We start from the raw sequence: 12,830 nt of genomic DNA, 5'->3' as shown, positions 1-12,830 counted from the left end.
CGCACTACGGTTTAAGACTCCTGTTGTGAACCAATCCTGGCGACAAACTGACCCGACACTCACTTTAGTGCGTGATACGCCCTAAGGTTGCGGGTGAAGCCTACGTCGCCAACACAATTGCGCCACAATTCAAACGCCAAAAAATCTTATTCGCGTCAAAATAAGACCGCCTTGAAAGTAATTGATGGGCGCTGGGAGTTAATGAGTCTTTTTTGCCCACGGGCGCCGTACGAGTTTTTCGCTCAACTCCAGTACAAGGGTCTGAACCGTGACCAAAATGATGAACTCCGCTGCTGCCGAGCAAGAAGCCGTTGGTCTTGCGCGCGAAAGTTTTCTTGGTGAACTCAAAGCCCTGAACCGGGAATATCCAAACACTGGTTTCGGCATTTCGCTTCGCACGCACTCGGGGCGGCAATACCTGCTTGCCAATTCTCGTATGCCGCTGCCTGAGAGCAAATCCGAGGGTTTTCCGACCGGTCGCCGCGTCGCGCGCCTCGAGAACAGTGAACGTTTCAGCTCGATTGAGGTGCTGGCAGATTGCCGCGCATATGAATCGATCTCGCCAGGGGCTGAGGCTGCCATTCTGGGTAATGCGCTGAACCTGATCGCCCGCATCGACACTTTGACGAGCACGCCAGCACATCAGTTGGCTGCGACAGGAACCGGAGGCTGAACATGGCGCGCAACGACCACCTTTTGTCAGTCGGAAATGAAGCGCTGACGCCCATGACATCGGCCATGAGCTCGCTGACGGCACAGATCGACCAATTGACAGAGGTGGCGGATGCGCGATCGTCCGCACGGCTTGCCACGCTCAAGACACGGATGGAGAATTTCACGGCCAGTGTCACAATGGTCGGACAGGTCAAGGCGGGCAAGTCCTCGATCGTGAACATCCTTGCCGGGCGCCCTGCCCTATTGCCGTCGGACGTGAACCCGTGGACCTCGGTGGTGACCACGCTGAACATCAACACCCGCACAGAAGGGGACAAAAAGGCCAAATTCACATTCTTCGAACAGGAGGAGTGGGACAACCTGATGGTCGGCGGCGGTCGCCTCGGCGAACTGGCCAACCGGGCCGGTGCCGATGACGAGATGGACGATATTCGCCGCCAGATCGGCGAGATGAAGGCGAAGTCCGAAGCGCGGTTGGGCCAGCATTTCGACCTGATCCTGGGGCAGAGCCATCAGTACGACTATTTCGACGAAGAACTGATACAGCGCTATGTGTGCCTGGGTGACGAAGACGACCCGGACATCAACCCAAAAACCGGACGGTTTGCGGATGTGACGAAGTCGGCGGAACTGTTCATGGACATTCCGCAATATCCCATCTCGCTGAAACTTTGCGACACACCCGGTGTAAACGATACATTCATGGTGCGCGAGCAGATCACTTTGCGCAGCCTGCGCGGGTCCGAAGTTTGCGTCGTTGTTCTGGCTGCTAGCCAGGCTCTGACGACCATGGACATGGCGCTGATGCGGATCATTGCGCAGTTCGAAAATCGCCAGATCATCCTGTTTGTAAATCGGATTGACGAACTGGCCGACCCAGTTAATCAGGTGCCGGAAATCCGTGATCGGATTCAGGACACACTGAAGCAAAACAATATCGACGCGAACACAAGCGTCGTTTTCGGCAGTGCGCTTTGGGCCGAGGCCGCATTGACGGGAAATCCCGAGATTCTGTCTGATGAATCACGCGAGGCATTGAACACGTTTTATCTGGCTGCCGGGTTCGGCGATCAGGCCCCCTCGCTCGACAAGATCTGGGCGCTGTCTGGGCTGCCAGATCTGTTGTTAGCAATGAACGAACGCATCGCTGAGGGCGCAGGCAACCGCCTTCTGGATCGCGTGCGCCACCGTGCCCGCAACATCGCCAGCCAGATTCGCGCGACTGCAGTTGCCAAGAATCTTTCGGGCGGCGAAGGTTTGGTCCGTGATCTGGACGGCGTGTCGCCCGAGGAAGCGGTTGCTACGATCGCAGATCAGTACGAAAAGAAAGCGGCTGAACTGACCGCTTCCCTGCGTACCAAAGTCTTGGAAAGGCTGAATTCAGCTGAATCCAACTTTGTCAAACGCGCGACGGATTCGCTGATTGCGCATCTGGAGTTGAACGGTGAACAAGGCACCTGGCAGTATGACCCTGCAGGGCTGCGGACGCTGCAAAAAGCGGCGTACTTCAGCTTTGCGAGGTCGATGCGCAAAGACGCTGGCGCGCTATACAGTGCAGCGGCGACGGACATTGAGGCCCTGTACCAGAAGATTTTGGGTAACCATCTGGGTGAATTCAGCATCGAAGCGCCGATTGTTCCGCGTGTCCCGCCACCGCTGGGCATTGGACGAACCATCGCGCTGGACTTACAAAGCACCTGGTGGCGTCGTTGGTGGCAACGTCGTAAAGGATTCGAAGCCTACGCGGCGGATTACACACGCCTGATCGCGTCAGAGGCGAACTCGATCACCAAAGATATCGAGGAAAATCAGGTTGCCGCAGTGTTGGAAAACGTGCGCGCCGTCCTTTCGGATTTCATGCGCGAGCAGAAGGAGACGTTGCTGAACATTTCGGCCACGGCCGAGAATGACCCCAATCGCAACGCAGCGCTGATGGCAGGACTGACGCCACAGAAATCGCGAGACGATATTCTAGGCGACATCCTGAAAGATCTTAGTAACGAGGCAGCATAAGTAGCGATATGGCAAAAGACTCACAAACCCGTTTCGTCTCGCCCAAGGCATGGGAACGCATCGAGCAGTGGTCCCGCCGCAAGCCCGTCTTTGCACTCATGGGAGAATTCAGCGCAGGCAAATCTACGCTGATGAATTTTTTGCTTCGGTCGCATACCTTGCCGACTCAGGTAACGGCTACGCAGTTGCCGCCGGTCTGGTTCAGCTGGGGCAAACAATCCGCATACGTTCAGCGCCACGATGGCTCACGCGAAGACATCGAGCTGGATAATTTGGAATCCGTCGGTGTCAACGACGCGCAATTCGTTCGCATTTTCCTCGAATCTGACATTCTAGAGGCGGTTGATCTGATCGACACGCCCGGTATCTCGGACCCCAAGATTTCAACAGACGTCTGGCGCCGCGCCGTTGGTCAGGCCAACGGGGTGCTGTGGTGCACGCACGCAACGCAAGCCTGGCGCGAGACTGAGCGGGCGACTTGGGTGGCTTTGCCGGAACGGTTGCAGCACAACTCGTTGCTGCTGGTTACCCGTGCCGATACGTTGGGTTCCAAGGACCGCCAGAAAGTGCTGCGCCGCGTGAATCGAGAGGCTGGACACCTGTTCAACCGGTCGATTTTGTTCTCGGCTCGCGACGCGATCACGGCACGTGACAAGAGCGGCGATGCCGAGCTGTGGAGTCGCAGCGGTGGCGGCAAGATGGTGGACAGCTTTCTTGAAATCACCGAACAGATCATGGACAACCGCGCGGACATGCTGGCGCGATATCAGATCGACAACAGCCTTGCCGAAACCCCGAGGGTACAGCCGTTCCGGCCGAGTAAACGTGCCGAAAGCGCGGATCAGACGACACCTCTGAAGTTGGTAAATCCCGTTCTGAGTCAGACGGACCAGGATGAGAAAGACGACGTTGTCACCAGCTTTCCGGTACGTCCTGCCCGTGTCGAGCTTCGCGCAGACGATACCGAACGCGCGCCCCGCATCAACGCTGATGAGGCGGAGCGGATGCGGGCCGAAATGGCGGCGATACCGGATGAGGTCACACCGTCGGTGGACACAGAAGAAGATGAACTTCGGTCTTTCTTCCGCGAAACGCCCAGCCAACCGCTGAACCTGAGCGACATAACGGATGCGCCTTCCACCGAAAACGCGTTTCTGGAACTGGATGAGGACGAACTGGAAGAGGACGAGGCCATCGACCTTGAGGTTGAGGCGGAAGGCGAGCAACCTGCAGCCGACCCGGATAGCCAAGACCATTTTATGTCCTCACTTGGGGACAAGTTGGCGGACACGCCTGAACAGGTTGAAGCCAACGAACCCGCCGTAGAAACGCAAAGCGCAGATGTATCCGTTTCGTCGATTGCCGCTTTGCTGTCCGAGCAATCCGGCGCTTCGGATGATGAGTTTGAACCGGAGCCTGAAACGAGCGGCCTGATCGAAACACAGGTCGTTCCGATGCCAAATGGTGCAGTTCAGGAAACCGAGACCGAAACGCTTGAGGACCTGCTGAATGTCGAAGCTGGTTCGTCGCTTAGTGCATCAGCGATGTGGCGCGAAATCACGGTGGGCGAAGACCTTCCTGAAGACCCTGAAGGGCTGAAAAAGGTTTTCAATGCATTCCTTGAGGAGTTCGACAAAATCGCGGCGGAACATAGTGCCCGCCGGGCAAAAGAAGACGTTCCATCGATCCCGAAAACCGGCAATAAGAGCGGGGCTGAATGGCATGTCTTGTAACGTGATTCCAAGGTGGAAAAGACGGGGCACCGGATGTCTATCGAAAACGCACTGAAAACCGCCATGGAAACGATACCCGACTGCGTTGCGGCCGGGTACGTCGATATGGAAACGGGGATGTTGCTTGGGGCCAGCGTCAACGACCAGGCAGATGCCGAGGCGTTGGACACGCTGGCGATCGCGGTCGCGAACCTGTTTCAGGGCCGTGGCGTGAGTGCGTTTGAAGCATTGCTGCGGCAATCAGAGGGCGCGGCTTCAGAAAACCCGGGATTTGGGGAAATCGCGGTGTTTTCGAAGGATAGGCTGAACATTTTCTTGCGGACGCAGGCTTATCCAGACCATGTGGTCTGCTACATCTGCCGCAATAGCGCAAACGTTGGGTTGGCGCTGACGAAATCACATCTCAGCCTGGGGCCGGTTGCGGCCGCAGTTTAGACGGGACCAGAGGGGGTCACGGCATGATGGATACAGACATACTCGACCTGCTCGAGGATATTGGCCGCTCATCGGTAGCGCGGCTGGACCCGGCTGTCATTCTTCCGGGTGATAGTGCTGTCGAGCGTCGCGAAAAGGTGCTGCAAACCATCCGTGGCACTGTCTTACCGCGCCGGCTGGAATTCACGGCCAGCAATGGAGATTGTCTGGCGATTGAAGTCAACAGCTCTCGGGTTACTGACGTATTTCGCGTTCGGTTCGGCGTTGCGCCGGATTTTGAAACCGAACAACGCGAGGCGCTGGCTGGCCAACTGGCCCAACTGGTTTCTGATATCGCCGCAGCGCCAGCGCCGTTGAACTTGGTTTCTTTGCGACCGGATACCATGCTTGAGGCGGATGACGTCGGCATAACATTCAGTGAAATCGCAAATGCCTGCACGTCTATAGAACTTCCTTCAGACCCCATTATGTCCGTGGTGCCAAACGATCCAGAGACCGACGCACCTGATGAACAAGCAGATGAACCGGCTGGTCTGGCCAGCAGATTCTATGGCGACGCGGAACGATTTGCTCTGGGTCGCATTCAAGCCAATGCTCAAGACGGCGCGACAATTCAGTCTGGCGGCGATTGCGCCCAGGATCAGCCGCTGCATGCCGATCAGAGCTTGCTGGGCAAATTCGCCCGCGATCTTGCTGGATGGGATAGTGATGCGGCCGCAGAGCTGGGTCACCCGCAGTTGATTGTGATGCGCCCTTCTGGTGGCAAAGGCCCAGGACTGGCCGTATTGAACGACGGCGACCAACTTTCCATGGTTGTTCACGACGCACGTAAACTTGGCGCCATCGTGAACGTGTGGACATCTCTGACGGGGCGTGCCGAATGATTGCGCCCTTAACATTCAATTTTTCGACTAATTCAATCCGTGATTATCAGTTTCCAGGGTAACAGTATGAGTGAAAACAACCGTCGCGAGTTAATCCGTATTGCCGAAGACATGAACGGGGTCAGTAATGACGAAACCCGTCAGTTCATTTCGCGCATCGTAAATGATCTTTCGAATCTGAAGCCATCAATCGCATTTGTTGGGCAGATCAAGGCTGGAAAATCACGCCTTATCAACGGCTTTACCGGACAGGCCGAATACTTGCCGTCGGATGTGAACCCCTGGACGACAGTGATAACCGATATGCATTTCGGGCATCCATCAGGCCGCACCGAAGGGGCCGAGTTTCATTTCTTCGACAACCGCCAATGGCAGGCGCTGATCGCCGAGGGCGAAGAGCTGCGCAACATGTTTCCGGATGACGAGGACAGCTATAAACGCGAGATGATCGAAGAGCAGGTCGAGGCGATGAAGACCCGCGCCCAACTGCGTCTTGGCGACAGCTATGAACAGTTGCTGGGCCAGCATCACGATCTGGAACACCTGACCTCGGACGATCTGGCCCGCTATGTCTGCGCAGGTGATGATCCCACCGATGGAGAGGAACACGATCCGGGTTCGGACCGCGGTCTGTACAGCGATATTACCCGGAAGGCCGAGGTCTATTTCGACATCGGCCACTTCCCCTTCCCTTTGACCGTAACCGATACACCGGGCGTTAATGACCCGCTATTGATCCGCGAGGAAATCTCGCGTCAGTACCTCAAGGAATCGGATTTCTTTGTGGTTGTTCTGTCTGCGCACCAGGCGCTTTCGCGGGCCGACCTCAAATTGTTCCGCCTGATGCAGGCGTTGGAATTGGGTCAGATCGTGGTTTTCATAAACCGCGTGGATGAGTTGGGGGGCGGCGCAGAGGACGCTGGCAAAGTCCGGGCGGACGTGTTGGATGGTCTGGAGAAAGCTCTTGGCAATTCCGACATCGATGTTCTGATGGGCAGCGCCCAGTGGGCCCATTATGCGCTGACCGGCGACGAAACGGGTGTTAATCACGATCACGTCCTGGCCTGGCTGCGCGCGCATCCCGAGCAGATGAAGCAGTATCTGGACGGTGTCGAAGAGATCAAACAAGGCCCCGGCCCGATCAGCCGCGAAGGTGTACTGCGCTTTGCCGCAATGATTGCCTCGGGTCTGCCGGATCTGCGCCGCCATGTCACAAATGCGTTGACCCAGGGACCTCGGGATGAACAACTCAAGATGGCATGGCAGCATCTAAACAGTTTTGCCCAAGGTGAACTGGAACGGTCCAAAGCGCATCTGCGTGCGATCGACGATGACGGTACTGCCGACGTGACCGACGGGGACGATAACGACAAGACGCTGGCTGAACTGCGCGCGCTGGTCTCGCAGAAAACGTCAGAGATCATCGACGACATGGATGACGTTCTCGCCAACTTGCGCGGCGTTATGGATGACACCGTGGCCGAGGCGGTTTCAGGCGTCGTTCGCGGACCGAACGGCGACTCGCCCTTGCTGGCCAAAGGGGGCGAAACCGAACTGAACTTTTCGCCCTTGCGGGATCGTATGCGCGAATTGGTTCAGGGTGCCACGCAGGTTGTTCGGCAACGCATGCTCAGCGAGCTTTATGCTATAGATATGAACAGCAATGCGGCTTTGCGCGCCCTGCCCGGCTGGCAAGATCCCACGGACAACCGGATGAACACCAGCGCGGTTCGCTGGTTCCGCCCGGATACCACCGCACTGACCCGGGGCATAACCGTCGAGTTGCGCGTAAGCTGGCTGTCGCGATTGATCTCGCGCAAAAGCGTGGTCTCTAGGGCCGAACGGATGATCGTACAGGAATTCGAGATGATTGGCGACGATCTGGTCGATACGGCCAGGGCTGATCTGCTGGAACGCCTGAACACCGTGCTTGACCATTACCTGGCATTGTTGGCCGGACATCTTGAACAACGGGTCGGAACCGGCCAAACCAATGTACGCGCAGAAGCGCAGGCGGCATTCGATCAAGCGCAACGGGTTGCAGATGATCTGGATGCAGTGTTCGGCACCGATAGTGCCGACAAGAAATTAGCAGAGGCTGCGGAATGATTGAATTTCCCGGAACCGAACAGGAAGTACGCAAGCTCGAGCGCTTCCTGACCGCTACCGAAACCCTGCCGTCAGATGCGGCCTTGGACAAGATGCGCGAGCGCGCTCTGGCCCATGCCGAACGGCTTTCGAATGCGGTCAATATCGGTTTCGCCGGAGAATTCGGCGCCGGGAAATCCAGCCTTGCCAACATGCTGGCCGGGGCCGACATTCTGCCAACCGGCCCTCAGCACCTGAAACTGCCTTTGGTCATTGTGGCTTATGCCGATGCCCCCGAAACCACTGTTGGGTGGTGGGACAAGGAACCCAAAGTCTATTCCGGAATCGCATTGGAGAAAGCTGCGGCCGACAACCCGGATTTCATCTCGGTTGGGCTGAACACACCCGCGCTGCAGGAAATTTCTCTGTTCGATCTGCCGGGCACGGGTGCGCTTGATGACACCTACAAACCAACGTTGGACCTGCTGTCCTATGTCGATTGTGCGATTTGGTGCACGAACGGAACCAACGCCTGGCGCGAGACCGAGCGCCACCTGTGGGCACAGGTTCCGCAAGAGCTGCGCTCAAACAGTTTGCTTGCTGTTACCCACACAGACCTTCCCCCGGTGCGCGACGCTTTGGATCGCGTTTTGGCCCGTCTGGAGAAGGAAAAGGGCGACATGTTCCGGTCCGTCGTGCCCATCGGCACCCCAGTCGCTGTCCGCGCTATGGCGCAAGAACCTGAGCCAGATTTTGATCTTTGGGAAACCTGCGGCGGCCAGAATCTGGCTGAGCAGGTTCTGGAAATAGCGTCAGCGCGGCGTTTGAAAGACCTGGAAGCCGCACAGAAGGATCTCGAGCAGGATTTTCTGCCCTATCTGGAAAGTCTGGACATCGGAAAAGCGGAACCCTCGAAAACTGAAGCGCCCTCGATCCACGCGACGCTGGAATCCGCCCTTCCCCCGCTTGAGAACCCGATCCTCGAGGACTGGCTGGCGGCGATTGCAAGCATCTACGATGATCTCCGCGAGACGTCCAACATCGAACCAGCCGCTTTCCTGAACAGCTGTCAGGAAATTGTTGAAGATTTCGCCGAACGTTTGGAGCAGGGCGGCGAAATCGCCCCAGAGGCAGACTGGATTCCCGGTGAGTTCGAAAAGGCCACCGACCTGCTGTTGTTGCTGCAATTCGAAAGCGGTGATGCCCCACTAAAGGATGCGATCAGCATCCTCGCGCAGCTCAGCGACAATCTCGCCTGGGCCGGCAGCCGGGTGGATTCAGTGCAGCCGAAAACCGGAACCTGACCCCTTCTCGCTATAATTGAGCCGCAGCGCAGCGATTCGAGACCCGAAGAATCGCATGGCGATTGTTTCGGAATCAGAGACCATTCTCCAAAATACGGGCATTCAGTCCGCAGATTTTGCCAAGGTAAATCCTATATATAGATGTGGTCGGGTTTTATGAACCCATATATTGATTTCTCACAAGCTTGGTTCTTAGTGAAGCCATGAGGCGGCCCCAATAAAGTCAAATTTGAAACGTCTAACGTTCTTCAGTGTCCTGCGGTTGTGTTTGGTTGTGAGTTCGCGGGCTGTTTGCCCAAGGTATGAAGCCGCAAAACGATTAGAACGGGCGGAAAGAAATGAGCCACAACCAGGCCGTCGGCGCGACGCGCGACGAACCGAAAATTGAAGGACTTCAACCCGGCGCCAAGCTGTTGCGCGGGCAGTACGAAATCCTGCGTTTTATCAGCAATGGCGGATTTGGGATCACTTACCTTGCTCGCGACAGCCTGGAACGCGAAGTTGTGATCAAGGAATGCTATCCGGGTGCACTTTGCCGCCGTAATGGCGATTTGGTTGAACCCGTTGAGCCGGGTTACAAGGACGATCTGCGTTCGATCATCGATCTGTTCATTCAGGAAGCCCGCAACCATGCGCGCCTGGTGCATCCCAACATCGTCAACGTGCATCAGGTTTTCGAAGACAATGACACAGCGTACATAGCAATGGACTACATCCGCGGCTGTGATCTGCTGGATTACGTGGAAAACCAGGATAACAAAGCGGGACCAGATTTTATCATTCAGGTGACCGAGAAAATGCTGTCCGCGGTCTCGTTCATCCACCAAAGTGGCATGTTGCACCGCGATATCTCGCCCGACAACATTCTGATCGATGAAAACGGCGATCCGGTTCTGATCGACTTTGGCGCAGCCCGGGAACAGGCTGCAAACCAGTCTGCTGCGCTGTTGACCCTGCGCGTCATCAAGGACGGGTATTCGCCCCACGAATTTTACGTTCGCGGCGCAGAACAAGGGCCAAGCAGTGACCTCTATGTTCTTGCGGCGACTTTGTATCACGCGATCAGCGGTGAGCGACCGATCGATGGTCAGACCCGTCTGAACGCATTCAACAACGGTCAGGATGACCCTTACTCGCCGCTGGCGGGGCGCTTTGAAGGATACCCTGAAGGGTTCCTGGAGGCCATTGACAAGGCGATGGAAGTTCACGCAACCGATCGTCTGCAGACCGCTCTGGACTGGTTGCGCATGTTCCGCGGTCCCAGTGTGATGTTCGACAGCTTCGATTACCGGCCCGTTTCCGTGATTGTTGCGATGGACCACAAAGACGAAGAAGCGGAAAAGGCCAGAATTAAGGCCGAGAGCGAGAATGCCGAAGCTGTCGTCACCGCTCTTCTGGCAGGAAACACCGACATTGCATTGGGCAATGAGGACAAAAAAGACGACGAACTGGCCAAGTTCACGCCAAAAGAGGAAGCCGCAGTTGCCGTGGATACCGTTGTCAAAAACGGATCAAGCGGAGCGGGCAAAATTGTGGTCGGCGCGGCGGTCGTCGCGGCCTTGGCGGCGGGCGGGTTTTTTCTGATGTCCGGAGAGCAAAAAACTCCTCCACAAGAGACCGCGTCCGTGCAAACGCCGGCAGAGACAGGCGTCGTCGAAGAAACGGCAGCAGTTGATACACCCGCAGAGGAACCAGTCGAGCAGGTTTCCGAAGCCGTGGTTGAACCAGCACAAGTACAAGCTGAGCCCACTCCGTCGGAAGCGGAAGCCAAGCCAGAGCCTGTCGAGCAGGCCCAGGAAACCCCGGTCGCCACGGACGAGGTAGAAACCGCAGCTACGGAAGTAGCTGAAGCTGAGGTGGCGGAAGCAGCACCTGCAGAGGCCGCTCCGGCCATTCCAGCGGAACCAGTTGAACTGGCGGAGCAGCAGGTCGCATTCTCGCATTGGGACGTGGAAATTCCGTTTCAGACATCTCGGCGACGTGCTTCGACCGGGAACGTGATCGCCGTCACCGGAGTTGACGCAGACATGGACCCGGCGATTGTCGGTGAGTGGGTTCAACGCGGTGCAACGATCTACACTCTGAATGGCAAACCCGTACAAGCGGACACAAGTTTTGCCGCTCAGGTGCTGAATGATCTGAAGGTGGATCAGGATGGTTATATCCGCGTCTCTGCCCGGTATCGGCCTTTGGGTGAAACGCGTCCCCAAAACGGATTGTTGGCGCTTCCGGCCATGCGCGTTCTTGGTCTGGAAAACGGCTATGTCTTTACCATTCAGAACAAAGACGGCGAAGGCTGGAAGACAGTGATAAGTTCTGTACCACCTGAAGCGGAGGGCACATTGCAGGAGGGCGATGTTCTGGTCTCTGAGGCGAATTCCGGCACGACGGTTAATGCCGCGGAAAGCCTGGATGCCTTGCTGGCAGCGCTTGTTTCCGAAAATCAACCTCAGGCAAGGTTCAACGTCTTGCGCATTGGGGTCGAGACAAATGCCAACATGCCGTTGGCGCAGGAGTGATCTGACCGGTTCGTACGTGATCTGCCAGCGTGTGTTTGCTGAGGGCAGCGCCTGAGTTGGCGCCCCTGGCGGGAACCGGCCCGCCGCGGAAGTCAAAAGTGAGTTTGTTATCAGAAATATTCGTGCCGTTGTGCAAGTGCGCGCAGAGGTTAGAAGCAGCTCCATAGGACGCCTGTCCTATGCCAAAATCAAAGGTGTCGACACCATGTTTAAATACAAAAGCCCTCTTAGCCGGCTTCTCGAAGGTGCCGGCAAACCCAAAGAGACCGAAGCCGAAGAAACTTCAGCGACCGAGACGGAAAAAGCCGAACCGATTGCTGACTTTAACGCGCTGCGCGAAGCGTTGGCTGGTGGCAACATGTCGTCTTCCGACAGCTACGAAGAAGCCGAAGAGTTGGTTCCCGAAGAAAAGATGCCCGATTTTTCCGAGGGTGAAGACGCCGAAGTAGCTCAAGCGGAAGATGACGTCGTTGTGGCGGAAGTCATTGCAGAGGTGCAGGACGTTTCCGACGAGACACCTGAAGCCGAGCCTGTCGTGACGCTGCACACCGCAGCCGCGGAAAGTGCCGAAGCCGCCCCTGAAGAAGCAGTCGAGGAAACCATCGTTGAGGTGGAGGTTTCCGAGCCCGAACAGGTTGTCAATGTGGTGGCAAACGAGCCTTCCGTCCAAGAACCAGTGACCGAAGCGCCGCAGGAACCGCAGCCCGCTCTGGCTGAGGATCGCCGTGGCCGCGTCAAGACGACATTCCTGGGTTTCGAACGCGCCGACACCCATGTTCAGGACCTGATTGAAACAGCGGAACCAGTAGCGAAAACCGAAAATGCCGAACAATCCTTCCCGGTCGGGTGGCTGGTTGTAACCGGCGGTCCGGGTCGCGGTGCCAGCGTCACACTCACCGAAGGTTTGATGCAGATTGGCCGCAATGACGATCAGGCTATTCAGCTGGACTTTGGCGACACTGGCATTTCCCGCAGCAACCACGCGGTTATTGCCTATGACCCGGAAGATCGCAAATGCTATCTGGGCCACGGCGGCAAAGCCAACCTGGTGCGCCTGAATGGTAAACCGGTTCTCAGCACCGTCGCCCTGTCGAGCGGCGACCTGATCCGGATCAGCGAAACCTCGATCCGTTTTGCCGCCTTCTGTGATGACGGCTTTGACTGGCGGGATTCCTGATA

The 12,830-nt window shown here is 56.8% G+C and carries 9 protein-coding genes; all 9 read left to right on the top strand.

The features are described from left to right. Positions 1–277 precede the first annotated feature (277 nt). The 9 genes from ACR0J0_RS12845 to ACR0J0_RS12805 all read left to right on the top strand — a co-directional run bounded on the left by ACR0J0_RS12845 (position 278) and on the right by ACR0J0_RS12805 (position 12,828). The gene (locus tag ACR0J0_RS12845) at positions 278–673 is read left to right on the top strand and encodes a hypothetical protein (protein WP_480664663.1); all 396 of its coding nucleotides are present in this window, start codon (positions 278–280) and stop codon (positions 671–673) included. A 2-nt stretch (positions 674–675) separates the two neighbouring features. After that, positions 676–2,688: a dynamin family protein gene (locus ACR0J0_RS12840; protein ID WP_480664526.1), complete on the top strand. Its 2,013-nt coding sequence runs from the start codon at positions 676–678 to the stop codon at positions 2,686–2,688. Between the two features lie 8 nt (positions 2,689–2,696). Then, positions 2,697–4,421, top strand: coding sequence for a dynamin family protein (locus ACR0J0_RS12835; protein ID WP_480664524.1), 1,725 nt, complete (start codon positions 2,697–2,699; stop codon positions 4,419–4,421). A gap of 33 nt (positions 4,422–4,454) precedes the next feature. Next, on the top strand, positions 4,455–4,856 hold the full coding sequence (locus ACR0J0_RS12830) for a hypothetical protein (RefSeq protein ID WP_480664522.1): 402 nt from the start codon (positions 4,455–4,457) through the stop codon (positions 4,854–4,856). Positions 4,857–4,879: 23 nt separating this feature from the next. Further along, complete coding sequence (locus tag ACR0J0_RS12825; protein ID WP_480664520.1) at positions 4,880–5,740, top strand: hypothetical protein; 861 nt, start codon at positions 4,880–4,882, stop codon at positions 5,738–5,740. Between the two features lie 66 nt (positions 5,741–5,806). Continuing rightward, on the top strand, positions 5,807–7,849 hold the full coding sequence (locus ACR0J0_RS12820) for a dynamin family protein (RefSeq protein WP_480664518.1): 2,043 nt from the start codon (positions 5,807–5,809) through the stop codon (positions 7,847–7,849). Next, positions 7,846–9,132 carry a dynamin family protein gene (locus ACR0J0_RS12815; RefSeq protein WP_480664517.1) on the top strand — a complete coding sequence of 429 codons (1,287 nt, stop codon included), beginning with the start codon at positions 7,846–7,848 and terminating at the stop codon, positions 9,130–9,132. The genes ACR0J0_RS12820 and ACR0J0_RS12815 overlap by 4 nt, the downstream gene beginning before the upstream one ends. A 338-nt stretch (positions 9,133–9,470) precedes the next feature. Beyond that, the gene (locus ACR0J0_RS12810) at positions 9,471–11,651 is read left to right on the top strand and encodes a serine/threonine protein kinase (protein WP_480664515.1); all 2,181 of its coding nucleotides are present in this window, start codon (positions 9,471–9,473) and stop codon (positions 11,649–11,651) included. 205 nt (positions 11,652–11,856) lie between these two features. Next, positions 11,857–12,828, top strand: a complete 972-nt coding sequence (locus tag ACR0J0_RS12805) for an FHA domain-containing protein (protein ID WP_480664513.1) — start codon at positions 11,857–11,859, stop codon at positions 12,826–12,828. Positions 12,829–12,830: the final 2 nt, after the last annotated feature.

The organism is Ruegeria sp. BF12 (assembly GCF_056538705.1).
The sequence above is the reverse complement of the archived record's forward strand: the minus strand, read 5'-3'. Positions and strand labels throughout refer to the sequence as shown.